General features: G+C 49.0%; 25 protein-coding genes. 6 read left to right on the forward strand and 19 right to left on the reverse strand.

The window, feature by feature from the left end; genetic code table 11:
* Positions 1–21 precede the first annotated feature (21 nt).
* From BZ167_RS08100 to BZ167_RS08110, 3 genes are read right to left on the reverse strand one after another with little or no spacing between them, the layout of a single operon-like run.
* The gene (locus tag BZ167_RS08100) at positions 22–600 is read right to left on the reverse strand and encodes a TerD family protein (protein ID WP_003156645.1); all 579 of its coding nucleotides are present in this window, start codon (positions 598–600) and stop codon (positions 22–24) included.
* Between the two features lie 32 nt (positions 601–632).
* A complete protein-coding gene (locus tag BZ167_RS08105; protein ID WP_061861131.1) occupies positions 633–1,214 on the reverse strand; it encodes a TerD family protein in 582 nt (193 codons plus the stop codon).
* Between the two features lie 23 nt (positions 1,215–1,237).
* A complete protein-coding gene (locus tag BZ167_RS08110) occupies positions 1,238–1,834 on the reverse strand; it encodes a TerD family protein (RefSeq protein WP_015239102.1) in 597 nt (198 codons plus the stop codon).
* A 275-nt stretch (positions 1,835–2,109) separates the two neighbouring features.
* Between BZ167_RS08110 and BZ167_RS08115 the strand changes: the two genes are divergently transcribed.
* Entirely contained in the window at positions 2,110–3,105 is a 996-nt protein-coding gene (locus tag BZ167_RS08115) for an LLM class flavin-dependent oxidoreductase (RefSeq protein ID WP_007409045.1), read from the forward strand.
* Between the two features lie 44 nt (positions 3,106–3,149).
* Here the strand turns inward: BZ167_RS08115 and BZ167_RS08120 are convergent, their stop codons facing one another.
* The 6 genes from BZ167_RS08120 to BZ167_RS08145 form a co-directional block, all read right to left on the reverse strand.
* Positions 3,150–3,989 (reverse strand): metal ABC transporter permease, encoded by an 840-nt coding sequence (locus tag BZ167_RS08120; protein WP_007409044.1) that lies wholly within the window; start codon positions 3,987–3,989, stop codon positions 3,150–3,152.
* Complete coding sequence (locus BZ167_RS08125; RefSeq protein ID WP_003156655.1) at positions 3,947–4,642, reverse strand: metal ABC transporter ATP-binding protein; 696 nt, start codon at positions 4,640–4,642, stop codon at positions 3,947–3,949. The genes BZ167_RS08120 and BZ167_RS08125 overlap by 43 nt, the downstream gene beginning before the upstream one ends.
* Before the next feature lie 54 nt (positions 4,643–4,696).
* Entirely contained in the window at positions 4,697–5,656 is a 960-nt protein-coding gene (locus BZ167_RS08130; protein ID WP_064107327.1) for a metal ABC transporter substrate-binding protein, read from the reverse strand.
* Between the two features lie 185 nt (positions 5,657–5,841).
* Complete coding sequence (locus BZ167_RS08135; protein ID WP_077392024.1) at positions 5,842–7,521, reverse strand: glycoside hydrolase family 13 protein; 1,680 nt, start codon at positions 7,519–7,521, stop codon at positions 5,842–5,844.
* A gap of 83 nt (positions 7,522–7,604) precedes the next feature.
* Positions 7,605–8,384, reverse strand: coding sequence for a glucose 1-dehydrogenase (locus BZ167_RS08140; protein WP_039252868.1), 780 nt, complete (start codon positions 8,382–8,384; stop codon positions 7,605–7,607).
* Between the two features lie 115 nt (positions 8,385–8,499).
* Entirely contained in the window at positions 8,500–9,621 is a 1,122-nt protein-coding gene (locus BZ167_RS08145) for a response regulator aspartate phosphatase (RefSeq protein ID WP_033575143.1), read from the reverse strand.
* 109 nt (positions 9,622–9,730) lie between these two features.
* On the opposite strand from BZ167_RS08145, the gene BZ167_RS08150 reads away from it, so the two are divergent.
* Positions 9,731–10,234, forward strand: a complete 504-nt coding sequence (locus BZ167_RS08150; RefSeq protein WP_015416743.1) for a peptidoglycan L-alanyl-D-glutamate endopeptidase CwlK — start codon at positions 9,731–9,733, stop codon at positions 10,232–10,234.
* Here the strand turns inward: BZ167_RS08150 and BZ167_RS08155 are convergent.
* Together BZ167_RS08155 and BZ167_RS08160 are read right to left on the reverse strand one after the other, a co-directional pair.
* Complete coding sequence (locus BZ167_RS08155; protein ID WP_015416742.1) at positions 10,231–11,589, reverse strand: YcdB/YcdC domain-containing protein; 1,359 nt, start codon at positions 11,587–11,589, stop codon at positions 10,231–10,233. The genes BZ167_RS08150 and BZ167_RS08155 overlap by 4 nt on opposite strands.
* Before the next feature lie 200 nt (positions 11,590–11,789).
* Positions 11,790–13,190: a YcdB/YcdC domain-containing protein gene (locus tag BZ167_RS08160; protein ID WP_015416741.1), complete on the reverse strand. Its 1,401-nt coding sequence runs from the start codon at positions 13,188–13,190 to the stop codon at positions 11,790–11,792.
* Between the two features lie 126 nt (positions 13,191–13,316).
* Between BZ167_RS08160 and BZ167_RS08165 the strand changes: the two genes are divergently transcribed.
* On the forward strand, positions 13,317–14,312 hold the full coding sequence (locus tag BZ167_RS08165; protein ID WP_015416740.1) for a DUF5105 domain-containing protein: 996 nt from the start codon (positions 13,317–13,319) through the stop codon (positions 14,310–14,312).
* 43 nt (positions 14,313–14,355) lie between these two features.
* On the opposite strand, the gene BZ167_RS08170 is transcribed toward BZ167_RS08165, so the two are convergent.
* From BZ167_RS08170 to BZ167_RS08185, 4 genes are all read right to left on the reverse strand, one after another.
* Positions 14,356–15,288: an aldo/keto reductase gene (locus BZ167_RS08170; RefSeq protein WP_007609226.1), complete on the reverse strand. Its 933-nt coding sequence runs from the start codon at positions 15,286–15,288 to the stop codon at positions 14,356–14,358.
* A gap of 129 nt (positions 15,289–15,417) precedes the next feature.
* A complete protein-coding gene (locus BZ167_RS08175; protein ID WP_015416739.1) occupies positions 15,418–16,488 on the reverse strand; it encodes a helix-turn-helix domain-containing protein in 1,071 nt (356 codons plus the stop codon).
* 136 nt (positions 16,489–16,624) lie between these two features.
* A complete protein-coding gene (locus BZ167_RS08180) occupies positions 16,625–17,269 on the reverse strand; it encodes a lipase EstA (RefSeq protein WP_007409033.1) in 645 nt (214 codons plus the stop codon).
* Between the two features lie 195 nt (positions 17,270–17,464).
* Complete coding sequence (locus BZ167_RS08185; protein ID WP_061861126.1) at positions 17,465–18,580, reverse strand: type II asparaginase; 1,116 nt, start codon at positions 18,578–18,580, stop codon at positions 17,465–17,467.
* A gap of 177 nt (positions 18,581–18,757) precedes the next feature.
* Between BZ167_RS08185 and BZ167_RS08190 the strand changes: the two genes are divergently transcribed.
* The gene (locus BZ167_RS08190; protein WP_007409030.1) at positions 18,758–19,324 is read left to right on the forward strand and encodes a transcriptional regulator LmrA; all 567 of its coding nucleotides are present in this window, start codon (positions 18,758–18,760) and stop codon (positions 19,322–19,324) included.
* A gap of 36 nt (positions 19,325–19,360) precedes the next feature.
* Positions 19,361–20,800, forward strand: a complete 1,440-nt coding sequence (lmr(B), locus tag BZ167_RS08195) for a lincomycin efflux MFS transporter Lmr(B) (protein ID WP_032865253.1) — start codon at positions 19,361–19,363, stop codon at positions 20,798–20,800.
* A 35-nt stretch (positions 20,801–20,835) separates the two neighbouring features.
* Here lmr(B) and BZ167_RS08200 read toward each other — a convergent pair whose 3' ends face one another.
* On the reverse strand, positions 20,836–21,963 hold the full coding sequence (locus BZ167_RS08200; RefSeq protein ID WP_061861125.1) for an aminotransferase class V-fold PLP-dependent enzyme: 1,128 nt from the start codon (positions 21,961–21,963) through the stop codon (positions 20,836–20,838).
* Between the two features lie 71 nt (positions 21,964–22,034).
* Between BZ167_RS08200 and pcp the strand changes: the two genes are divergently transcribed.
* A complete protein-coding gene (pcp, locus tag BZ167_RS08205) occupies positions 22,035–22,682 on the forward strand; it encodes a pyroglutamyl-peptidase I (RefSeq protein WP_007409027.1) in 648 nt (215 codons plus the stop codon).
* Here the strand turns inward: pcp and tatC are convergent.
* The 3 genes from tatC to BZ167_RS08220 all read right to left on the reverse strand — a co-directional run bounded on the left by tatC (position 22,679) and on the right by BZ167_RS08220 (position 25,427).
* Complete coding sequence (tatC, locus tag BZ167_RS08210) at positions 22,679–23,404, reverse strand: twin-arginine translocase subunit TatC (RefSeq protein ID WP_033575134.1); 726 nt, start codon at positions 23,402–23,404, stop codon at positions 22,679–22,681. The genes pcp and tatC overlap by 4 nt on opposite strands.
* A 61-nt stretch (positions 23,405–23,465) precedes the next feature.
* Positions 23,466–23,663: a twin-arginine translocase TatA/TatE family subunit gene (locus BZ167_RS08215; RefSeq protein ID WP_003156681.1), complete on the reverse strand. Its 198-nt coding sequence runs from the start codon at positions 23,661–23,663 to the stop codon at positions 23,466–23,468.
* A gap of 12 nt (positions 23,664–23,675) precedes the next feature.
* Positions 23,676–25,427, reverse strand: coding sequence for an alkaline phosphatase D family protein (locus BZ167_RS08220; RefSeq protein WP_061861124.1), 1,752 nt, complete (start codon positions 25,425–25,427; stop codon positions 23,676–23,678).
* Between the last annotated feature and the right edge of the window lie 194 nt (positions 25,428–25,621).

Genomic DNA, 25,621 nt, shown 5'->3' on the forward strand with positions numbered 1-25,621 from the left:
AGTAAAACGGTAATTTCCTGCTTACACCTGCAAGCCGTAATTCCGGCAAAGTGATGCCAGACCGCCGGAAAACCCGCTGCCGATGGCGTTAAACTTCCACTCAGCCCCATGGCGGTAAAGCTCACAAACGACAACCGCCGTTTCAATCGAGAAGTCTTCCCCTAAATCGAAACGAAGCAGTTCATTCTGGCTGTTTTCATCGACGACGCGCACGAACGCGTTCGAAACTTGTCCGAAATTTTGGCCGCGCGCTTCCGCATCATGAATCGTGACGGTGATGCCGATCTTTTCAATATTTGCGGGTATTTTTGAGAAGTCGACGATAATTTGTTCATCGTCTCCCTCGCCCTCGCCCGTCCGGTTGTCTCCCGTATGGATGACGCCCCCGCTCGGGTGTTCCAGGTTATTGTAGAAAACAAAATCAAGATCATTTACACAGTTGTCATGGGCATCGACAAGAAAAGCCGACGCGTCAAGGTCAAAGTCATGCCCTCCGGAGTACTTGTTCGTATCCCACCCTAAGCCGATCACCGCTTTTGTAAGGCCGGGGTTCGTTTTTGTCAGATCAACACGCTGTCCTTTCGCCAATTGAATAGCCATGTGCCGTCTCTCCCTTCTGTGTTTGATATGGTTCAGCCGATTTGCAGGCCGTAATCTGTCGCAATACGGGCCAGTCCGCCTTGGTAGCCTGAGCCGATCGCGGAAAATTTCCATTCGCCGTTATGTCTGTAAAGCTCCCCTGCGATAATGGCTGTTTCAATTGAGAAATCTTCAGCCAGATCATAGCGGATCAGCTCCTCATTTGTCTCTTCATTGACAATGCGCACGAACGCGTTGGAAACTTGTCCGAAGTTTTGGCCGCGCGCTTCCGCTTCATGAATCGTGATGACGAATGAAATTTTGTCAATATTCGCGGGCACCGCGCTCAGGTTGACTCTTACGCTTTCGTCATCGCCCTCGCCCTGGCCTGTCAGGTTGTCGCCTGAATGTGCGACAGAGCCGTTTCCGCCTTCAAGCTGATTATAGAAAATGAAATCATCAGGCGACGCGCATTTTCCCGCTTCATTTAATAGAAAGACGCTGGAATCTAAATCAAAATCATGTCCGCCGTCGTATTTGTTTGTATCCCAGCCAAGGCCGACAACGACTTTAGAAAGACCCGGATTTGTTTTAGTCAAATCTACTTTTTGTCCTTTTGCCAATGAAATTGCCATGTGTGCACTCTCCTTTTTATCGTTTAGGCGTATCGGTTAACGATATCGCCGATTTTTGTATCGTTTGTGCCTTCTCCTACTGCGGCGAATTTCCACTCGCCGTCCTGGCGGTAGATTTCAGCCGCGATCAGGCTCGTTCTGCCTGAATAGTTATCTCTTAAATTGTAAGTCACCAGTTCTTCGCGATTAGCCTGATCAACGACGCGGATGAACGCGTTTTGAATCATGCCGAAGTCCTGTTTTCGTCTGACGCAGTCGTAAATATTGACGACAAACACAAGTTTATTAATCTGAGCGGGCACCTTCGCCAAATCGATGAGAATTTGTTCATCATCGCCGTCGCCTTCACCCGTCAGGTTGTCACCCGTATGTACGACACCGCCGCACCGGCTTTTCAGATTGCCGAAATAGATGACGTTTTTGCTGTCTGTCATTTTATCATTTTCAAGCATCAGTACGGAAGCGTCACAGTCGATATTGGCACCGCCTCCGCCGAACAGCTTTCCGAAAAAGCCCCCGGATGATACAGGGTCCCAGCCGAGTCCGACCAGCAGTTTTGACAGGCCGGCTTTTCCTTTTGTTAAATCAATTCGCTGTCCTTTTTGTAAAGAGATCGCCATATGATTCACTCCTATTCTGTAAGGGTGCCGCTAAGCACGCCGCAAGTGCGCATTTTTACTAAATTCCGGGACAAGAATCCCGGTGTTTATTAAGATATACGTCTTTTATTATATCAAAGTTTCATAAAACATAAGAATTTTTGGCGAAAAACGGCGGAAAATTACTTCCTATATTCTCCTTCGTTCCGGAGAGAATAGAGAAAACAAAGAAATTGACGAAGACTGAACATTTTTCCTATCCTTGTATCAATACATGTCAGGAAAGGGGCAGACGAGTGATTGATTTAAGCATACTTGATCAGGCGCCCGTATCCAAAGGAAACGGGCCGCACGAGACGCTCCGCCGTTCAGCGGAGCTCGCCCGTCTCAGTGAAGGATGGGGCTATAAGCGGTACTGGTTTGCCGAGCATCACGGCACAAGAGGGCTCGCAAGCGTTTCGCCGGAAATTATGATCGCTCATACCGCCGCAGCCACAACGTCCATCCGTGTCGGATCAGGCGGCGTGCTGCTGCCGCAGTACAGCCCCTATAAAGTCGCGGAAACTTTCCGTCAGCTTGAGGCGCTGCACCCGAACCGGATTGACCTTGGGGTCGGACGCTCACCGGGCGGCACGACGAAAATCCGGCTCGCCCTCACAGACGGGGTAAAGAAAAGCATGACCGAGTTCAACAGGCAGCTTCAGGATTTATCATCCTTTCTGACAGATTCGGTTCCCTCGGACCATGCTTATGCAGGAATAAAAACAGCGCCTTTGATTGAAACAGCCCCGCAGCTTTGGGTGCTCGGCCTCGGGGAAAACAGCGCCAGACGCGCCGCTCTTCAAGGTGCGGGCTATGTCTTCGGCCATTTCATTAATCCGGAACGCGGGGAAAAAGCTTTTCAGATCTATCGGGACCATTTCCGGGCCTCCGCCCATTTTTCCGCTCCCGCCTCGCTCTGTGCCATTTTCGTCATATGCGCGGCTACGGATGAGAAAGCGGAAGAACTCGCCTTAAGCCAGGATTTATGGCTTCTTCGTGTCGGAAAAGGCGCCGACAGCCGCGTGCCGAGTGTGGAGGAAGCGAAAGCTTATCCGTATTCGCCGGAGGACCGTAAACAGATAGAAGAAAACAGGAAGCGGATGGTGATCGGCTCTCCTGCCGCAGTGAAACGCCGTCTGCTTGAACTTTCCGAGCGTTATCAGACAAAAGAGATGATGGTGCTGTGCAACGTCTTTGATTTCGAAGCCAAAAAAGAGTCATATGAGCGTCTTGCTGATATATTTCTGTGAAAAAAAGCCGTCAAACGGAGCAGCAGATGAGACTGCTGCACCGCTTAACGGCGGTTTTTTCGTTCTTTTCCTTTTTTAAACGCATTCCAAATCCCCTGCAGCGTAAACCCGAGCAGAAGCAGAATGATTAACAGTAGAGTGATTGACGGCCCCGGAGGCGTTCCGAGCTGGTACGAAGACGTCAGCCCCATGAACACACTGAAAAGAGAAATAATAATGGCTGCCGCAAACACCCATTTAAACCCTTTGGCGATACGGATTGCAAAAGCCGCGGGCAGTACGAGGAGCGCGGAAACGAGCAGCACGCCGATAATCGGAATAATGACCGAAATCGCCAGCCCCGTCACGATGCTGAATGACATTGACAGCAGGTTTGTGTTAATGCCTGATGTCTTCGCCGTCGCCTCGTCAAAAGTAAGCAGATAGAGCGGTCTGTTTAATATAATGAAATAAAGCAGAATCAGCAGGGTAATGCCTCCGATAATATAGACCTGCTGCTGGCTGACCGTGACAAGCGATCCAAATAAATATTGATCGATGCTCATCGACGCGCCGCCTTTTGACAGGCTGATCAGAAACATCGCAAACGACAGCCCGGCCGCCATTAAGATTGCGATAGATACCTCGGAATATGTACGGTACGCCCGCCGCATGTATTCAATGCCGATCGCTCCGATCGTGACGACAACGATGCTCGCCGCCGTAATATTGGTACTGAGAAAAAAACCGATGGCCACGCCCGACAATGAAATATGAGACAGCGTATCCGCCATCAGCGCCTGTCTTCTCAGCACGAGATATACGCCTAATATCGGCGCCATAATTCCGATCATGCTTCCCGCTAGAAAAGCTCGTCGCATGAATTCCAAGTCAAACATTTCCATCCGCCTTTTTCCCCCCTTTCAAGCCGTATGACTTTATCCAGATACTGCTGTACTTCGTTTTGTTCGTGTGTCACCATGACGACGGTGCGGTTGTGATTTTTCACCTGATGGTGCATAAATTCGTAGAAACCCTGCCTGCTTTCATAATCAACCGCGGTTGTCGGCTCATCAAGCATCAGCAGATCCGGATTGCTCGCAAGCATTCTCGCAATGCAGATTTTCTGCTTCTGTCCGCCGGATAAATCGCCGATTTTCCGGTGACGGAAATCCCACATTTCCACCATCTTCAGCGCGTTTTCCACCTCGTGGTGATCCGTTTCGTTCAATCGTTTAAACCATTTTCCCTTCGTATAACGGCCTGATTGCACAAGCTCCAGAACCGTGCTTGGGAATCCTGCGTTAAATGAAGAAATCTGCTGCGGAACATAGCCGATTGTCAGGCGTTTTCCGGCTGCGTTTTTTTTGCTGATCTCGGCCGTTCCTTCCCAAGGTCTGAGCATGCCGAGCATGACTTTCATCAGCGTCGATTTTGATGCGCCGTTCGGCCCTGTAATGCCGACGAATTCGCCGCTTTTGATTTCCAGCGACACGCCGTCAAGCACCGGTGTATGCGAATAACCAAAAACGATATCCTGTAATGTAACGAGATTCATGCTGACCTTCCTTTCCCGCATAGAAATAGTGTGCACCCCGAGGCGCACACTATGTTATTTAACCAATAGCGAATCTTTCAGTGCATCAAGGTTTTTCTCCATAATGTCGATATAACCGATGCCTTTATCCCGTTCTTTTTGGCTTAAACCTTCCAGTGTATTGAGCACTTCCGTTTTCGCGCCGATTTCACCGGCAAGTGTATCTGCAACTTTAGGCGATGCAACTTCTTCAAAGTAGATGATCTTCACATCATGCTGTTTGGCAAACGTTTTGAGATCCGCCAGTTTGGCCGCACTCGGCTCTTCTTCAGGAGAAAGGCCTGCAATCGCGACTTGTTTTAAGCCGTATTCTTTGGCGAGATAGCTGAATGCCGCGTGCTGTGTGATCAGTTCTTTTTTCGCCGCTTTATTTAATGTTGTACGGTATAGTTTATCAAGATCCTGCAGTTTTGCAATATATTCTTTACTATTTTTCTCATAGTATGCTTTATTCTTCGGGTCCTGTTTTACGATCTGCGCCGTAATGGTTTTGACCTCTTTTTGCGCAAGAACCGGGCTGAGCCACACGTGAGGGTCCATGCTGTGGCTGTGGTCATGACCGCCGTGTCCATGTTCCTCTTCCTCTTCATCCGAACCTTCGAGTAAGTCAATTCCTTTTGACGCCTTTACAAACTTCGCATGATCAGAGCTCATGCTTTTTTCCGCTGAAGGAACCCATGTCTCCATATATTCGCTGTTGTATACGAAAAGATCGGCGTTTTGAATGCCGGCGATATCCTTCGGCGTCGGCTCCCAATCATGGGGTTCGACCGAAGACGGGATGAGAATGTCTACATCGCCTTTGTCTTTGACAATTTGTTTCGTGAATTCGTACATAGGATAAAAGGTCGTCACGACGTGCAGTTTGCCGCTTTTTGAAGAACCTGACGAACCTTTTGAAGATGAATTGCCGCAGCCCGCCGCGATTAAAAAGCATGCCGCAATGACAATGATTCCGCTCCATTTTTTAAACAAGCCGTTTCCCCCTGTTCTGTAAATCAGAATGATGACGATTTCCAAAGCGTTCTTTCTCGTTCATTTGTTACCTATACCATAATAAAACGAAGTAATTACGTTTTGCAAGATATTTTTTTCTAAATTAATATCCAATTTACCTAAAAAGCCCCCGCCATGTATGGACGGGGGAGTCCTATCACATATCAGGCAAGCAGATAAACTCTTGTTTCGTATGGGCGGAATGTGATGCGGGATTCCGTGCCGCTGTCATTATCATAGTTGCTGAGAAGCAGCTCGGCCCTTTCAGGTTCGGAACCGTCCGGCCAATAAAAAGCGGCTTCTTCTTTCGATACGTTGCTGATGGACATGAGTTTTTGTCCGTTTGCCTGTCTTTCATACACGAACAGCTGCGGGTCATCAGGAAGCAGCAGCTTGTAGCTGCCTTTTATGATATCAGCATACTGTTTTCGCAGGCGGATCAGTTTTTTGTAAAAGTTCAATATAGAATCGGGATCATCCTGAGCCTCGGCCGCATTGACGGTTTTGTAATTGGGATTGACCGCGAGCCACGGTTCGCCCTCCGTAAATCCGGCATTCTTGCTGCCGTCCCACTGCATCGGTGTACGGGCATGATCCCGGCTTTTCGCCATAATGGACGCCATGACTTCTCCCCTGTTGCGGCCCATTTCAAATACCCTTTTATGATACATATTGACGGTCTGAATATCCCGATAGTCCTCTATCCTGTCAAACGGAGCGTTTGTCATGCCGATTTCTTCCCCCTGGTAAATGTACGGCGTGCCTTTCATGAAATAAAGCAGGGCGGCAAGCATTTTGGCGGATGCTTTGCGGTATGTGCCTTCGTCTCCGAAACGGGATACGATCCGGGGCTGGTCATGATTGCCCCAATACAGCGTATTCCAGCCTTGATGTTCCAGTTTTTCCTGCCAGTCTGTGAGCACCTTCTTCAAATCGGACAGCTCAAGCGGTTTTACATCCCAATGCTCTTGGCCCGGCTTTTGATCAAGCTCCATATGCTGAAAATGAAAAATCATATTCAGTTCATGCTCATCGGTTCCCGTGTAGACCAGCCCTTCCTCAGGCGTCACTGATCCGGCCTCGCCGACCGACATCACGTCATATTTGGAAAACACCTCTTTCGTCATTTCTTTTAAGTAATCGTGTATCCGTGCCCCGTTTGGCCGGAAAGGCTTCGGATCGGCCCGGCGGGCGATGTAATCTTCATATGGCGGCAAATATTCTTTTTTTGACAGAAGATGGAGCTGGTCTATACGCAATCCGTCCACGCCTTTATCGAGCCAAAATCTCATCATCTCGTATACTGATTGCCGAACTTCGGGGTTTTCCCAATTCAGATCGGCTTGTTTGACGGCGTTCATATGCAGGTAATATTCGCCCGTATGTTCTTCGTACTGCCAGACGGATTGTCCGTAATCCGACACCCAATCGGTCGGCGGGCCGTCCGCGGTGCCCGGCCGCCAAATATAATAATCGCGGTATTTGCTGTCCGGATTCATTTCCGCCTCTTTGAACCAAGGATGCTCCGTGGAGGTATGATTTAAGACGAAATCCATCACAAGCTTTAATCCGCGGCTGTGGCATTCTGTAAGCAGATCGTGAAAGTCCTCCATCCTTCCGTAAGATTCCATAATCGCTTGATGATCCGTCACATCGTAGCCGTTATCGACGTTTGGCGACGGGTAAATCGGGCAGATCCATATCACATCAGCGCCAAGTTCTTTTATATAATCGAGACGCGCGATAATCCCCCGCAGGTCGCCAATGCCGTCGCCGTTCGTATCTTGAAAGCTTCGCGGATAGATTTGATAGACAACGGCGTCTTTCCACCAGTCATTCTCCATCTTGCGGCCCCTCCTGTTTTTTAGAGAACCATTTCCTTTATAATCCTTCCCTAAACAAAAAAGAGAAGGTTTCCCCTCCTCTTTTAACTTTCCAGCTGAGACGGATAAAGCGTCATGCCTCCGTCGACGAAAAGTGTCGTTCCGGTTACGTAACTCGCTTCTTCCGACACCATCCATGCGGCGGCCGCGGCGACTTCTTCCGGTTTTCCGAAGGCGTTCATCGGAATTTTTTTCAGCTGGGCCTGTTTATGTGTTTCATCTTCCAGATCCTTATTGGACTCCGTGGCGATCGTGCCGGGAGCGATGGCATTCACCCGGATGCCTTTGTCTGCGTAATTGAGCGCCATCGTTTCCGTCATCATTTTGATCCCGCCTTTGGATGCCGAGTACTGCACGTTTTCAGGACGCGGTATTTGCTGATGAACGCTCGATATGTTTAAGACCGTTCCTTTTTTGCCGCGCTCGAGCATATGTTTCAGTGCCGCTTTCGCCCCCAAAAAGGTGCCGGTCACGTTGACGTCGATGACCCTTTGCCAATCTTCCAGGCTCATTTCATGGGGCATCGCTTCGGCTCCGTTAAAGCCGGAATTGTTGACCATCACGTCCACACCCCCGAAATGCTCCTGGGCGGCATCAAACAGCGCCTGAATCCCTTCTTCTGAGGATACATCGGCTTTTACGGTGACGGCTCGGCCTCCCGCTTTCTCAATGATGTCCGCCGCTTCTTCCGCTCCGGCGGAATCACCGAGGTAGTTCACAACCACATTCATCCGCTCCTTGCCGAAGCGTTCGGCAATGGCTTTTCCGATTCCTTTCGAAGAACCTGTTACGATTGCTGTTTTTCCCTGTAAATCCTGATACATTGTCTCATTTCCTCCCTGATATTAATACAGAGCATGTACCCGGTTTTGATCGGCCGAAAACAAAAGAGATCATAAAAAGAACGATGAAGCCGAAGCTCCCTCGTTCTTTTTTTCATTATGCGTAGTTGTTCATTTGCAGCCTTTTTTGCACGCCGACAAGCCTGCTGAAAAAATAAGATGCCGCTTTGTAGTTCTCCCGTTGATGAAAGAAATGAGCCGCGTCCTGAAGCAGTTCCTCTGTGTCAGCCAACAGCTCTTTTGATTCCAGAATGTCAAAATACTCTTTGAGCGAATCCTGTCCGCCTTCCCCCTGATAAAGCTCTTTAATCAGACGGAATTTCGTCATATAGATCTCATCTTCCCACTCCGCCGCGCTTCTCATACCCCGCGCGCAGCTGGCGGCGGCTTCACTGTATTTTTCCGTTTTAAAGTAGATATGCGTGAGTGAAAAAACAGCCTGGATGACCTGCCGGAAGCTGTGTGCTTCAAATCCGGCAGCCGCCCGTTCAAAATCCTCCGCCGCCTTGCAAAAGTCACCCAGACTGTACATACAGTGCCCGATATTATAATAGGCCGCAGCAATCATATATTGATCATCAAGCCGCTCCGCGTGTTCCAAGGCGCATTCGAGGTATTCCAGGGCTTTTTTATGCTGCTGGGCGTCCATCAGATTTCCGGCAATGATAAATTTGCACTGCACCCTTCTCATTCCGTATAATTCATATTTCTTGTAAATATCAAGCGCCTGCCCCGCGTAATTCATCGAAAAGAAAGTCTGCTTGATATGATAGTACACCTCAGAAATTTTATACAGAAACTCGGCTTTCTCTATGTCATCTTCCACATATTCAAGCTTTTCCTCAGCCCGCTTATAATGAGAAATCGCTGAGATGAAGTTTTTCTGCTTAAATTCATACATTCCCCTGAAATAGTAAAAATAATATTCCAGTAAGCCGGTCAGCTTTTGCTGGTTCATCTCAATCTCAGTGAGCATTTCAGAGAACGGAGGCTGGCAGTCGCCGTCTTTCATGGGTTTTAATTTATCCAGCATGATGCGGTGCCGAAATTCCATCAATGAAAAATACAACAATAAATCCTGGTTCTCTTCCATATCTTCGAGTTCATATTGAATCTCCCGCTTCAGCGCTTCAGCTTGATCGGCTTCAAACGCGCGGATCAGCTTATACCATTCATTCATCTTTACGGCCACTTCTTCAGATGGAATTTTGGATTTCATAGATTTGCCTCCTTCCTCCGGCTACTAATTATGTTATATTTTATCATAGCAAATTTATGGCAGTGAGCAAACAAAGATTTTAATCAATTAAAGAAAGAGAGAATTCATCATGAAACGACCAGTCAGAATTGCGCTGCTTTTGATCCTCTTCTTTTCCGCAGACCTATGTTTTTCCTATGTGCAGAAAGAATTGAGGCCGCAGACGGCATTACAAGACAGAGCCATTCCAAGCGCTCTTCATCCGCTCGTGAAACAGAATGCGGAGCTATTGCAGACGGCCGCTCTGAAAAAAGGCATCACCGTCATTATCACAGAGGGTTTCAGATCAATTGAGGAACAAAACGAATTGTACCGTCAAGGACGTTCAAAAAAAGGAAATATCGTCACCTACGCAAAAGGCGGGGAATCTTACCACAATTACGGCCTTGCGATCGACTTCGCCCTGCAAAAAAAGGATGGAAGCCTGATTTGGGATATGACGTACGACGGAAACCGAAACGGCACGCCCGATTGGCTTGAGGTCGTATCGATTGCCAAAACGCTCGGTTTTGATTGGGGAGGCGATTGGAGAGGCTTTAAAGATTATCCTCATTTACAAATGATCCCTGGCTAATAAAACCTTTTCTTTTTTCGCTTTTGCGCATCAATGTACGGAGGATAGACAGGCCTGTACACAAGCTTATATCCTTCATTGCCGGACGGCGTAAAATCGCGCTGCCACTCCAGCCGCAGATGGAAATCGGATAAAAAAGCGGCCTTTGCTTCTTCGGGAGTAACGGCCGGCACCGGATTGATCTTCTCCAGCTGCTCCGGGTCAATGTCAGGCGCCATGTAAGCTTCCACAAGCCCCGTTACGGGACTGACAAGTATTCTCGCAGCGCCGAACCGCAGCGGAATATCCTGATGCCATACGGAAAAATGGAAGCGGAACCTGCCCCTTCCGTCCGTTTTCAGCGGGTTCATTTTAAAAAACTCGTCCGCTCTCGGATAAAGTTTGTATAAAAATTGAAGCGCGACGGTCTCACACTCTTCCGCAGAATAAAAGGCCGGGCCCTGATGCTCAATAAAAGATTTAAAGGCTGTCATTTTCCCTGTCTTTTTGTCCGTTTTCATCTTCATTGTATTTTTGTTGCTGCTTTCAAAATAGCTTTCGATACTCAAATCTTTCCGTTCCGGAACCGATCCTTTCCGCCATGTCGTTCCGATCTCATCCCCGAGATCGCGCCGGCGCGTCTGAACCATATCCGAGGTAAACCCCATTAATTCATCCAGGCTGATTTCCCGTTTATGTTCAAACGCGGGAAGCGGTTTTGCCGGCTCATTCCTGTCTTCGCAAAGCTGCTGATCCGGCACGATATCATCTTCACCGGCCGGATAGCTGTAAGCCGGCAGAATCGGTTCATAGACGAGACGCGGTATTTTCTCAAAATTGACCACATCATAGACGAGACTGAATGTCAGCACACTCATATAATGCGAGACGACTTTTTCCCGATCGACGAATGTTTCCGGGACGGGCGCTTCACCCTTATCCCCGTAATAGATAAACTGCACGACGAAGCCGCTCCTGGTTACATCAACGAAAAAACCTGAATCGGGAAGCGGCCGGCCGAGCACTTTTTTTGTATAGATAAATCGGATGCACCCATTGCGTTCTTCCCTCGCCTGAAAGATGAAATTCATAAAAGTAAGCGGGCGGTGTCTCGCCGCAAACCGAAGAGCCGTCAGCTTTAATTCGGCGTCTGACAGCTTCATGTCTGAACTCGGACAGTCGTTGCGTGAATAGGTAAGCAAAGATCCGTCGTCGCCCAGCTCAATCGTGACCGTTTTATCCGGATGGTTACGATCTTTCCATATATAATAGGCTTTCGTTTTTTGTTTTTCATCATAATCTTCTATTTCAAGCTCATAGTCCGGCGGTATGTTCCCGATTTCCAGCGCTTTTTTTCTCAGATGTTCTTTCAGCAATGGGGTCATCCTTTCAGAAGAGTGTATAAAAAAGAACTGTTTTTTATTATATAAAAACGTCCTTATCCTTTTAAAGGGAAGAAAGTGCCTTTTATGTGTCTATTTTTAGCAAAGAGGGAAAAGAGCCGTATTCAGAGCGGCTCTTTTTCATACAAATGTCACATTCCCCGTGAAAGCCCCGGGACGAACGCCCATGACCTTCAGCCTATTAAACTCGTGATCGCTTCCCCTGTATGAGCCTCAATAAACCGCGGGAAAACCGGCTTGTATACGAGCCTGTACACTTTTCCGCAGCTGTCGTCATCGTAACAACGATCCCAAGCGAGCTCGGCTTTGATGGCCCGGCGGATCGCGTCCTTCGCCTCTTCCATTGTCAATGAAGGAACGGGATCGATTTCCTGGAGCTCTTTCGGATCAATTTCCGGCGGCATATAAAAAGTGACAAGACCCGTCTTTTTGCTGACACAGATTCTCCCCTCTCCGAATCGCAAATCAACGCCGTCCGAACAAGCCTTATATGTAAGCCCTGCGTTTTCTCCTTCATCATCCGGTTCATCATATTGAACCCGGAAATACTGATCCGCTTCCGGAAACATGGCGAATAAAAAGCGGATGGCCATGTGATGGCATTCTTCCTCGGAAAACACCGATTCGCCTTCAACTTTTATAAATGACATCACCCCGGTGAGCCGGCCCGATTCTTTATCATATCTTGTTTTCAATACGTGTTCATTCCGTTCTTTAAACAGACTTTCCAAGCTTTTATCTTCCCGCACGGATTTTGTTTTTTCAGGACGCCAGGCAATGCCGATACAGCCCTCTCCAAGATCGCTTTCCCTATCTTTATAAAAACCGTCGTGCAGCCCGATCATGTCATTGATGCTCATCTTTTCCGCTTCAGGTGCAGGGCGTGAAATCGGGACATACGGCCGCGTTTCGTCTTCCAGCTCTTCATATTCGTCTAATTCTGCATTCTCTTCCTTCAGGTCGGCCGATATCGGCCGCGTCGGAGACACGATTTCATAGACGAGATGGGGCTTGTCATCCCCCTGCACATAGACGGACTGATGCAGGACGGTGAACAACAGCTCTGCTTCAATATGTTTGACAAAGTGAGCCAATGCTTCCCGCTTGTCCGCAATTGTCTCCGGTCTTAACAGATCATCGGCCTTCCCATGGTAAGAAAAGCCGGTTACTTCCCCTGTCACAGCCAGGTCGATGTAAAACCCGGTCAGCGGAAGCGGCAGACCGTCAGCCATCTGAACATAGGAATATCTCACATCGCCATCATTTGCGGGTCCGTTTTTTTCCGGTTCAAACTCAGCCAATGCCCCCGGACGATGGGTTTCTAAAAACGCCCGCATCCGTTCTTCTATGTCCGATTCCGAAAGAGCCGGCAGATCAGTCTGGAAAGCCGGACGGGATAAGTATTTCAGTTTTCCGTCCCGGTCTAATTCGACCATGATGCCGGCTTCCGGATCATTCTTATCTTCCCACCAAAACAGAACCTCATCTTCCTGGTATTCTTCCACATTACTCTCGTAGCGGGCAGGTACGTTTCCGATTCGGAGAGCCAGCTGTTTCAATTCTTCTTTATTCATCATAACACTTCCTTTTCTTCCAAAAAGATTGATGATTACCAAGACTCTTTTATACAAAACTAGTATAATTAACCTGTCCGTCTTCATGACTATCGAATTAATCATTAACAACAGGGGGTAAACCAGATGTCCATTAAAAAAATGAGCGCCGTGTTTTTCATTCTGCTTCTCACGGCATTTACCGCCGCATGCAGCAGCGAAACGAGCGGCGGCCAGGAAAGCAGCACGGCGAAAGTGAAAATAAAAGAGACGGCATGGGCCGCTTCAGACGATACTGAACATCCGGCCGCGCTGAAAGTAACGGTCACCGTCAAAAATACGGGCAAAGACCCGCTTACCGTCAAAAGCAGCGACTTCTCGCTTTATCAGGATGACGCGAAAACAGCCAAGGCCGATAAGGAAGACTTGATGCAGAGCGGCACGCTTCATGCCGGTAAGACAGTGACGGGCAATCTGTACTTCACGGCTGACGAAGGCAAATCCTATGAATTGGTATATCAGCCGCAGGCAAAAGACGCGAAGCCTTTATCTTATAAACTGAAAGTCAAAGGCACAGCCTCCAACGCAAAACCTGACCCGGCGGACGCATTATCCGCATACATTGATGTGATGCTGTACGGCAAGCACAATAAAGATTTCACCCGCCTGACCGGTGTAAATGAAAAAATGACGGCCGCCGCATATCAGGAATCGGCGAAAGCCAGCTTTATCGCTTCTGCAGGCATTTCACAAGAACAGGCGGATTCAAAAGCCATTTCCGCTATTATTGACGCCATGTCATCAGCGCTTCGGGATAACACAGAGCTCAAGGTGCATACCAAATCCATGTCAGGCAAAAAAGCCGTCCTTGAAGCAAAAGTGACGCCGCTTGATATGTCTCCGCTTGCGGGCCAGCTGCAAGACCGCGTGCAAGACTATGCCGGAAAGCACCCTGATGCTGATGAAAACGAAATTGTCAGCCACCTGCTTTCTGTCTATCCGGAAGAGTTTATGCGCCTCAAACCGGCTTCTTCTTCTGTTACAAGAGAAATCGAGATGAAGAAAAACGCCCGCGGCCAGTGGTATCTGGATACAGACGCCGATCTGGAAGGATTGACAGAAGCGTTTTTGAAAACGTCCTGACAACAAGAAAGGAAATAGCGCAGGCTATTTCCTTTTTTTATTTTCACTTAAAGATGTCACTGATATATTGAACCTCATCCTCGGTTAACTGCACATGAAGCGCGTCCAGATTGTGTTTCAGCTGGTCGGGGCGTTTGGCTCCGGGAATGATCGCATCCACTGCCGGCTGCGACAGAAGCCACGCGAGTGCGATATGCGCTGTCTGCGCCCCTTTTTCCTCCGCAACGGCCCGAAGCTTATCCACTCTCTCCAGGTTTTGGCGAAAAGCTTCCCCCTGAAACGGCGGCCTGTTCTTTCGGCTGTCCTCAAAGACTGTGTCTTTTGTAAACTTTCCCGTCAGCAAGCCGGAAGCAAGCGGAAAATAAGGAATAAAGGAAATGCCGTTCTTTTCACAATAAGGCAGCAGATCATGCTCCGCCTCACGCTGAATCAGTGAATATTCCGATTGAAAAACCTCTAAATAGCCGTCGGCGTTAAACTCCTGCAATTGCCGGAAGCTGAGATTGGACGCGCCGATTGCTCTGATTTTCCCTTCGTCCTTCAGTTCTTTTAGCGTGCCCGCCACTTCGGAGAGCGGTGTTTTGCCGTCAGGGAAGTGGACGTAATACAAATCAATCACGTCTGTTTTCAGCCGCTTCAGGCTATTTTCCGCCTCACTCCGGAGAAATTCACGGCTGTTGTCCAGCTCGATTTGTCCGTTGACTTCTTTATGCGCGCCTTTTGACGCAATCACGAGGCTGTCCCGCACGCCGCGCTCTGCGACAACTTCACCGATTAACTCTTCGGAACGCCCCAAACCGTATATAAACGCCGTATCAATAAAATTGACGCCGCCGTCCAATGCTGTGCGGATGAGTTCTTTTCCCGTTTCATCATTAAGATTCGGAAACAAATTATGTCCTCCGACCGCATTTGCGCCAAAACCGATACGCTTTACCCGTAAATCCGTCCTGCCCAGCGTACGTGTCTCATCCATGGGTCAGGCTCCCTTCCTTTTATCGCTCTGTTTAGTATTAGATAGACGGTAAGAATTATCCTGCCTGAGAGCCTATCTGCAAAAAAAACCTTGAAAAGCGTTTGCCCTTCAAGGTTTTTTGGCTGTGTATTAAGATGTCAGAGCTGCGGCGAAGCGTTCGGCTTCATCCGTGAGAGCACCCTCAATTTCCTTATAGCGGCTGGAAATCGTTGAGGCGCTGACGCCGTACTTCTTCGCCAGCTTCGCTTGAGAAACGGACGCGCCGTTCAGAGAAATGCTGTTTACGTAATATTCGACCGCCGCCGCGAAAGCTTCAGGCTTTCTGATCGTCGGTGTTTTTTTGACACAGAACGTTTTCCACAGATCAATTACGGCCGGAACCAGCTCAGCCGGGTATTCATCCCCGCTCAGGCCTTTTTCAATAGCGTCTGCCGTTTCCTTCTCCATGTCGTTGGCCCACTCTGTCTGTTTTTCTTCAGCAGCCTGCTCAGGCTCTTCCGCCGTTCCTAAAAGAGCGGCCAGCACAATGTCGAAGTTGTCCTGCATAAAGCGCTCAGGCGATTTTCCTTCCGCAAGAGCCGGGGCAGCCGCCTTTTTCACTTTGCTGATTAGAGCTTCGGTCCGCTTCACAGGGAAGATCGTAAATTGCATGAAGAACTCCGCTTTTTCCGCTTCGTGGATCGGATAGCCGAGAATCAGGCTTCCCGCCGGCGGAAGATCCTGCTGGCTGACGTCCATTTCCACTTTGAATTGTTTTTTCGTCATCACATCTTCAAAGTGAATCATTCCTTCTTTCACATCTTCAAGCACCATAACGGCAGGTGTCATGCTTTTCCATGATTCAACGATTTCCCGTGTTTTCGGGCGGTTGATGCCGCCGGCTTTTTTCTGAAGATATTCTTCAAAAATCGTCTTGCCGCCTGCCAGCGGACGGAAGAAAATTCCCCAGATGCCGAGGTTGAAGACTCCGATGTCTTTTGTCTGTCTGTCCAGCTCCGTAATGAACGCGTGCTGGTTAATAAATGATGATATGCCGTCTCTATGTGCTGTAAAGGCGTACTCCATTAGGCTTTCCTGAATCTGTTTCGCTTCTTTTGCCGCGATGTCTGCCGGAATGGCAGCTTCTTTGCTTCCGCAGCATTTTTTATATTTCTTCCCGCTGCCGCATGGGCAAGGGGCGTTTCTTTTCACTTTTCCCACAATAAACCCTCCGAATTCTGATATAACTTTATTATTTTAACAAAAATAACTTCAGAGGGCTTGGTTTACGGCGAAAAAAGAATATGGAAGAAAAAAAGACCCCGGGATATTCTCATTCTCCGAGGCTTTGAAACTGTTAATTTGTATTTTGTCCGCCGCCGTTCAGACCTTCTTTAATCAGCCCGTTTACTTGGCTGTTCATCAAAAGTCCGATGTGGCCGACACCGTGAATCTGCACGTTTTTCCCGCCGATCAGCCGTGACAGCGGGTTCAGGACGATTAAGTCCGCTGAGCTGTAAATCGATGTATATAAAATCTTTTGGTTCGGATCAGTCCCCGGAAGCGCCCGGTTGGTCACAAGGCCGTTCGCTCCGCCGAGTGTGACGACGTTTGCGATTTTGTCTCCGCCGTCAAGATTTTTAATGTAATAGAGTGTGTTGGCGCCGCCCATGCTGTGCGCGACGATATCGACTTTTTTCGCACCTGTTTCGCTGAGCACTTTTTTCACGTAATTGGACAGTCTCGGTGCATTGTGTCTGTTGTTTCCGGTTTTGTCCAGAAAATCAATGGCGTACATCTCATTTCTTGACCAGCCTTGGGATGCCAAGTACGTTTTGATTCCCGCGAAGTTAAAGGACGCCCCGCCGATTCCGTGGACCATGACAACCGGGTTATGCTCTGAGGAAGCTTTCGATACGGTCGGCTGGAAGGCAAATACGGAAATGACGGAGAGCATGCAGACTGTAAGAATCGCTAGGATTTTGCTTTTGATTTGTTTCATGAACTTTCCTCCTGTTATGTAATTTTTTGCAATTTTCATTTTATTAGAGAAGAAAAGGAAAAAATAGAGTATTTTTTACTGTTTTCAACAATTGAAAAAGAGGCGGAAAAATGAGAAAGACGCCCCTTTCCCGAAAGCACACTTATACTTTAATACGGCAAACAAAAAAAGGAGAGAACACCCGGTTCTCTTCTCCTAGTACTCATTGAAATAGGTTTGAATCCGCTTAGGGTCATGCGTTTTTGTCAGCGCGAGCATCAGCAGAATCCGCGCTTTTTGAGGGTTGAGAGAGTTTGAAGCTGTCAAATGGTCTTTTTCATACTCTCGATTAGGTGTTACCGTTCCGTTTCCCGTCCTTGTGGAGCGGACGACCGCCAGCCCGCTTTTGACCGACTTTACGGCGCCTTTTTGCGCCGCATCAGACATTGAGCCGTTTCCCGGGCCTGCAAAAATAATGCCTTGCGCCCCTGATTTTACGGCAGCTTCAAAGAGATAGCTTCCGTCATTTTGATAGCCGTATATAATATCGACTTGCGGCAGTTTATCAAGTTTGTCTATCTTGAAATCTGTATCCTTCGTATGCTTTCGGGTCATGATGTTATTAAAATAGATGTCATCAGCAATTGTTCCGATATAACCCATCTCTTCCGATTTGAATGTGTCTGCCGCGGTTGTATTGGTTTTTGTCACATAGCGCGCCGAAGCGATTCTGTCATTTAATACGACAAGCGTCCCCTTACCTTTCGCATCAGGCGCAGCCGCTGTTTTTACAGCGTTATATAAGTTGGACGGCCCGTCTGCTCCGATCGCCGTGGACGGCCTCATTGACCCGGCGACAACAACGGGCTTGTCACTTTTGACCGTCAGATTGAGAAAGTAGGCGGTTTCCTCAAGTGTGTCTGTTCCATGTGTAATGACAATGCCGTCTGTATCATCAGACTTGAGCAGCTTGTTTACCCGTTTTGCAAGTTTCAGCAGTGTCTCGTTATTCATATTCTGGCTGCCGATATTCACAACCTGTTCTCCGCTCACATGCGCGACCTCTTTTATCTCCGGAACGGCCTGAATCAGGGCATCAACTCCGATTGCCCCCGCCGTGTACTCCGTAGCGGACGTCTTTGAAGGAGCAGCGCCTGCAATTGTGCCGCCGGCGGCAAGAATTTTAACATTCGGAAGTCCGTCTTTTTTCGCTGGGGCTGCGGCTGCCATCCGGGGCGGTGTTTCTTTCGCTTGAGGAGATTGGGAGCAGCCGGCCGCGATGAAGAGCAGAGCCGTGATAAATGTAATGAAGGGCATAAATTGTTTTTTCATTCTTTTCGCTCCTTTTCTTTATTTATGAAGATTTTCCTCTCACCGGTCAACGCGCTTGTCAGGCAACCTCCCGAAGAAAATAACCGTTAAAAAACCTTGACACCGTCATGTGAAATCAAGATAATAGACCAGTCACTATATTTTAAATTTGTCAAAAATCAGTAAGGTGGGAACATTATGAGCTATGGAGATTCTCGTGAAAAAATCCTCGCCGCGGCAACCAGGCTGTTTCAGCTTCAGGGATATTACGGCACAGGGCTGAATCAGATTATTAAAGAAAGCGGTGCGCCGAAAGGTTCTCTTTACTATCATTTTCCGGACGGCAAAGAGCAGCTCGCCATTGAGGCTGTCAATGAAATGAGCCATTATATCCGTATGAAAATAAAAGAAAGCCTTGATGCCCATCCTGATCCTGCGGAAAGCATTCAAGCGTTTTTACAGGACTTATCAAGCCAATTCACATGTCCGGAAAACTTTGAAGGGTTTCCTGTCGGTTTACTGGCTGCCGAGACTGCTTTAAAGAGCGAAAAGCTCCAGCAGGCCTGTCAAAGCGCTTATCAGGAATGGGAGAATCTGTTCGCGGGCAAATTGAGATCAGCCGGTTTTTCTGATGAGAAAGCGGCGGAAATCAGCACTGTTTTAAATGCCATGATAGAAGGCGGCATCATTGTGTCCTTAGCCAAAAAAGACAAAATGCCGATCCTCCATATTTCTAAACAAATTCCGAACCTGCTGAAGACATAAAATACGAGAGACATGTACGTATAGAAAGAGAGGAGAATGATTTTGGAAAATGCTCAGCCTTCCAAACAATATAAAGTCATGCCGATCATGATTTCTTTACTGACGGCAGGGTTTATCGGCATGTTCAGTGAAACGGCGCTGAATATCGCCCTGACCGACCTGATGAAGGAGTTACATATCACTCCTGCAACCGTCCAGTGGCTGACGACGGGCTATCTGCTCGTTCTCGGTATTCTTGTCCCGGTATCGGGTCTGCTTTTGCAATGGTTTACGACGAGACAGCTGTTTATCGTTTCACTTGCTTTTTCCATTATCGGCACGCTGATTGCAGCGCTTGCGCCGAGCTTTCCGTTTCTTTTGGCGGCAAGAATCGTGCAGGCTTTAGGAACCGGGCTGCTGCTGCCGCTGATGTTTAATACAATCCTCGTCATCTTTCCGCCGCATAAGCGCGGAGCGGCGATGGGGACGATCGGGCTTGTCATCATGTTCGCTCCTGCGATCGGTCCGACATTTTCAGGGCTTGTGTTAGAGCATTTGAACTGGCATTGGATTTTCTGGATTTCTCTGCCGTTTCTTGTGTTGGCTCTTTTATTCGGCATCGCCTACATGCAGAACGTGTCTGACATTACAAAACCGAAAATTGACGTGCTTTCCATTATTCTGTCTACGATCGGATTTGGCGGCATCGTATTCGGATTCAGCAATGCGGGCGAAGGATCAGACGGCTGGTCAAGCCCGACGGTTATCGGTTCGCTCACTGTCGGTGCGATCGCGCTCATCTTATTTTCCATCAGGCAGCTGACAATGAAGCAGCCGATGATGAATCTGCGCGCTTTCCGCTATCCGATGTTTGTTCTCGGTGTCGTGATTGTATTTATCTGTATGATGGTTATCTTATCGACAATGCTTCTATTGCCAATGTATTTACAAAGCGGACTGATGCTGACGGCGTTTACGTCCGGACTCATCCTGCTGCCGGGCGGTATTTTAAACGGCTTTATGTCTCCGGTGACGGGGCGCCTGTTTGACAAATACGGACCGAAGTGGCTTGTCATTCCCGGGTTTGTCATCACGGCCGCCGTACTTTGGTTTTTCTCAAACATTACCGGCACTTCAACGGCCATTCTCATCGTCGTGCTCCACACATGCCTGATGATCGGCATTTCCATGATCATGATGCCGGCGCAAACGAACGGCTTAAACCAGCTGCCGCCGGAATTTTATCCGGACGGAACGGCCATTATGAATACGCTCCAGCAGATGGCCGGCGCAATCGGCACTGCGGTGGCGGTCAGCATCATGGCAGCCGGGCAGAAGAATTATATGAGCACCGTGAAAAACCCGAATGATCCTTCCGCATACTCTCACGCGCTGATTGCGGGCGTCCAGCACGCCTTTATCTTCGCGATGATTGTCGCTGTTATCGGCTTGATCAGCGCCTTCTTTATGAAACGGGTCAAAGTGAATCACTCATAAGAAAACAGCAGGCTCCCCGTGAGTCTGCTGTTTTTTTATATACCGCGCGCTTCAGCCAGTTCATCAATCGCATACATCAGATCATCGGCCGTGTTATAGAAATGAGGCGCCAGCCGGATGATATGTCCGCTGGGTGCGCATACGATGTTTTTCCGCCTCAACAGCGCAGCCGTTTCCGCCGCTTTTTCATCCCGTATGGAAATCATGCCGGGTCTGTCATCGGCAGACGGCGGCCCTGTGAGATGCAATCCTTTTTCAAAAGCGTATTCATACGCAAATGTGCTGAGTTTTTTTACTTCCCGGTGAATGCGGTCTGTGCCGGCATCGTTCACTAGAGATAAAGCCGCCTGTGCCGCATATATGCTGATAAATGCCGGGGTTCCGGTCTCAAAGCGTTTGGCTCCGTCCGCATAAGAAAAACGGGTTATATCCAGCATCGACGCCCGCTGCTGCCCGAACCACCCGGTGACTTTCGGCTTCAGCCGTTCGGCGAGTTCCTTTCTGACATAAAGAAACGCCGTTCCCGGTATGCCGAGCATATACTTTCTCGCACCCGCGGCCAGCATATCAACTCCCCATTCTTTTACATCAATCGGGATGTGCCCCGCCGATTGATAAGCATCGACAAAAAGAAGCGATCCCTTCTTTGCGGATATCTCGGCAATGCGCTTCATATCCTGGACAAAACCGGACGTATATGACACATGGGGCACACAGGTGAAAAGCGTCTGTTCCGATATGTACGTCTCATACCGCTCTAACGGGATCATTCCGTCTTCAGACGGCACGACTGAAAGCTCCATCTCAGTCTGTGCCTTCAAAATGTGGGCGATCGCCGGAAAATCCAATTCCGTATACACCGCCTGTTTCTTTCGGCAATCCGGCAAAGCAGAAACGACGGCAGAGACAGCAGCCGTTACTGAAGGTAAAACGGCGATTTCTTCAGGATGGGCGCCGATCAATTTCGCAAATTCACACCTTGCCTGCTCCGTTCGTCCAATGGCTTCTTCCCAGTTTCCGCCATGCTGAAGCAGGCTTTCCTGATAGTCATTGATCGCTTTTGAAACCGGCAGGGCAAGAGCGCTTTGAGAGCAGCTGGCGAGCATCGTATGTGTGCGGAGCGCCGGAAATAAAGATCGGTATTGCACCAGAGGCGAATTCAAGACATGTTTCCCCCTTCGGCAGGAATATATGTCCATTATAGAGTATGGTAAAAAGAAAAGGAGGGTTTTATATGGAGAAAAAAGTATTGCTGACAGGCTTTGACCCCTTCGGCGGGGAAACGGTCAATCCTTCATGGGAAGCGGTCAAACGGCTGAATGGTGCCGCTGAGGGCCCCGCCTCTATCGTATCTGAACAAGTGCCGACCGTTTTTTATAAGTCTCTTGCCGTGCTGCGCGAGGCGATCAAAAAGCATCAGCCTGACATTATCATCTGTGTCGGACAGGCAGGCGGCAGAATGCAGATCACGCCGGAACGGGTCGCGATCAATCTCAATGAGGCGCGCATACCGGATAACGAAGGAAACCAGCCTGTCGGGGAAAACATTTCTCAAGACGGTCCCGCGGCCTATTGGACCGGCCTTCCGATCAAACGGATCGTTGAGGAAATCAAAAAGGAAGGCATTCCCGCGGCTGTATCCTACACGGCGGGGACATTTGTATGCAATCACCTCTTTTACGGGCTGATGGATGAAATCAGCCGCCATCATCCGCACATCCGCGGCGGGTTTATACACATCCCGTACATTCCGGAGCAAACCTTGCAAAAGTCTGCGCCGAGCCTCAGCCTGGATCTCGTGACAAAAGCGCTCAAAATCGCCGCGGTGACCGCCGCGGCGCATGAGGACGATATTGAGACCGGCGGAGGCGAACTTCACTAAGCTGCAGACGCCGCCTCGGCCCATTTCTTCCGGTAAACGATGCGGGACAGCGTCACACTGATTTCATAGAGGACGAGCAGCGGAATCATGACGAGAAAGTCAGACATAAAATCCGGAGGCGTAATCAGCACCGAGACGACGATCAGCACAAAATACGAAAGCTTCCGCGCCTTTGCCAGCCGGGTTGGATTCACGATTCCGAGCCGTGTCAGAAACATGACGGCCAGAGGCATTTCAAACAAAAATCCGAACGGCAATGTAAGATTCAGCATAAAGGTAAAATACTTGTCCGCCGTAAATACCATGTCAAAATGGCCGGCGGATAATTGTGTTAAAAATCCGAGCACAATCGGAAACAGCACAAAATACCCGAAGGAAATTCCGATAATAAACAAAACCGAAAGCCCCGGAATGTAAAGCAAAGCGGCGCGGCGTTCAAACGGGGTCAAAGCCGGCGCCGTAAAACGCCAGAGCTGAAAAGCGGCAACCGGAATCGTTGCCGTAAGGGCGCATATTCCCGCAATCATCATATACACCCATAAAATCTCGCTCGGCCCTAAAACGGCCAGCCTGCCATCCAAATCCTTGATCAGCCAGTCATAAATATCCTGCACAAACCAGCAGGCGCCGATAAAAAACACGAGAAAGGCGATAACGGTTTTAATGAGACGCTGCCGGACTTCCTCTAAATGCCCGATCAAGTGGGTTTCTTTTTTATCCAATCGTACATCCTCCTTATAGAGAAAGAGGCAGAAGCGGATTCGTCTGCCCCCATGTCAGGATTCAGCCTGCCGTTTTGTCTTTCTCAGCCGTCTGCTTGTCCGGCTCTTCATTTGAGACCAGTGTTTTTGCGGCGCTTTTAAATTCAAGCAGCGTGCGGCCGGCGGCACGGCCGATTTCCGGAAGCTTTGAAGGCCCGAAAATGATGAGAGCGATGACGAAGATCAGGATCAACCCGGGAATGCCGATATTAGAAAACATGAGTGTGCCTCCTTATTGTGAGATTTTGGCCCGTTTCTTTCTCATTTGCTTTTCATGCGCATTGTTATGGGCGAAGAAACGATCCTCTTCCACCTCATTTGACTGCTTTACACCGCCTGCAACCGCAGCTTGAGAGACCTTCCGAATCCCCGTCTGGTCTTTCTGATAAATGAATGAAGCCCGCGTGGATACCTCAGCCCCCGGCTCCGTCACGTACGGCACCACTCTGTAATCCGCTCTCCATTGGGCAGGGGTCACCGTACAGCGGACATAGCCGCGGTAATCGTTGAAAAACTTAATATGCGGGTTTTGTTTTAAGATCTGATCCGTATCGGCCCGTTTATCCGCTCCGTTTCCTCCAGATGTAATGGAAGTTCCGACGAATTCGGCTCCGAAAATCTTTGAATTCGTTTGATTAAAATCGGTATGCAGGTTTGACGCCCAGCTTGCGTGAACATCACCCGTCAGCACGATGACATTGTTCAGGTTTTTGCTTTTTATAAAATTGATGACCCGCTCCCGCTGAGCCGGGTAGCCGTCCCATGAATCCATGCTGTATATCGGATTGGCGGTTGTTCCGAAATTCCATTGCGCGAAAAAGATTTGCTGCGCCAGCACATTCCACTTCGCTTTTGAGGCGGCTAAATTTCCGAAGAGCCATTGCTCCTGTTCTGTTCCCATCAATGTACGCTTCGGATCTCTCCACTCATCAGAAGGCGGCTTATTCCCGTCGCCGTTGGCCTGATCATCTCTGTACTGTCTTGTATCAAGCACATTGAACGATGCTAAATTGCCATAAGAAAATTGCCTGTACAGCCGCATATCAGGACCGTTCGGCAATGACATGCGCCTGAGCGGCATGTGTTCATAATAAGCCTGATAAGCTGCGGCCCTCCTGAGCACAAACGCTTCAACGGATTGGCCTTTTTCAGGGATAACATTGGCATAATTGTTTTCCACCTCATGATCGTCCCACGTCACGACCCACGGAAATGCGGCGTGGGCGGCTTTCAGATTGGCATCAGAGCGGTATTGGGCATGACGGTTGCGGTAATCTGACAGTGTATACACTTCAGCGCTGCTGTGCGTCCTGACATTTCCCGTTTTTGACACATATTCGTTCGGTCCGTATTCATAAATGTAATCTCCGAGATGGAACACGAGATCAAGCTTTTCCTTCGCCATATGTTTATACGCCGTATAATAGCCGTGTTCATACTGCTGGCATGAAGCAAATGCAAACGTCATGGCGGATACGTCAGCACCGGGAGCGGGCAGCGTTTTCGTCCGGCCGACAGGACTGAGCTCATGCCCGCTTTTAAACCGGTAATAGTACACTTTATTGGGCTTAAGCCCGTCCGCCTCGACATGGACGGAGTGTCCGAGATTCGGCTTGGCCATTTCCGTTCCGCGTTTGACGATGTGACGAAAATGTTCATCAGCGGCGATTTCCCATTTTACCGGCACGGCCTGCTTCGGCATGCCGCCCCCATTCAGCAGGTCAGGGGCAAGACGCGTCCAGAGAATGACGCTGTCAGACAGCGGGTCGCCGGAGGCTACGCCGAGGGTGAACGGATAGTTTGAAAATTTCGGAGCGGCATTCACTTCAAACGCGCCGATGGATTGCGCGATCGCTAACCCGAGGGAAAGACCGGCGATTTTCCCGGCGCCCTGTATAAATGCGCGGCGGTCAAACGTATTGTTCTGAAAGCTTTTGTTCTCCAATTCCTTGATCCATTCATCTAAACGGCCGTCATGTGTCATGTCAGTTCCCCTTTCGTCTCATTGATCGCCCTTATTATAAAAAAGAAATGTTAAACCGCTATGAAGAAGTGTGAAGGGTTTGTAAGGCTGAAAAATGGACGGCGGGAGACATTTTTCACATTGTTTCGACAAACCTTGCCCCGCCGGGAGAAAACCCCCTCTGTTTGTTTTTGGCTTGTCATCCGTCAAGCGCA

It is taken from the genome of Bacillus sp. 275, from assembly GCF_001999205.1.
Taxonomy (GTDB): Bacteria; Bacillota; Bacilli; order Bacillales; family Bacillaceae; genus Bacillus; species Bacillus velezensis.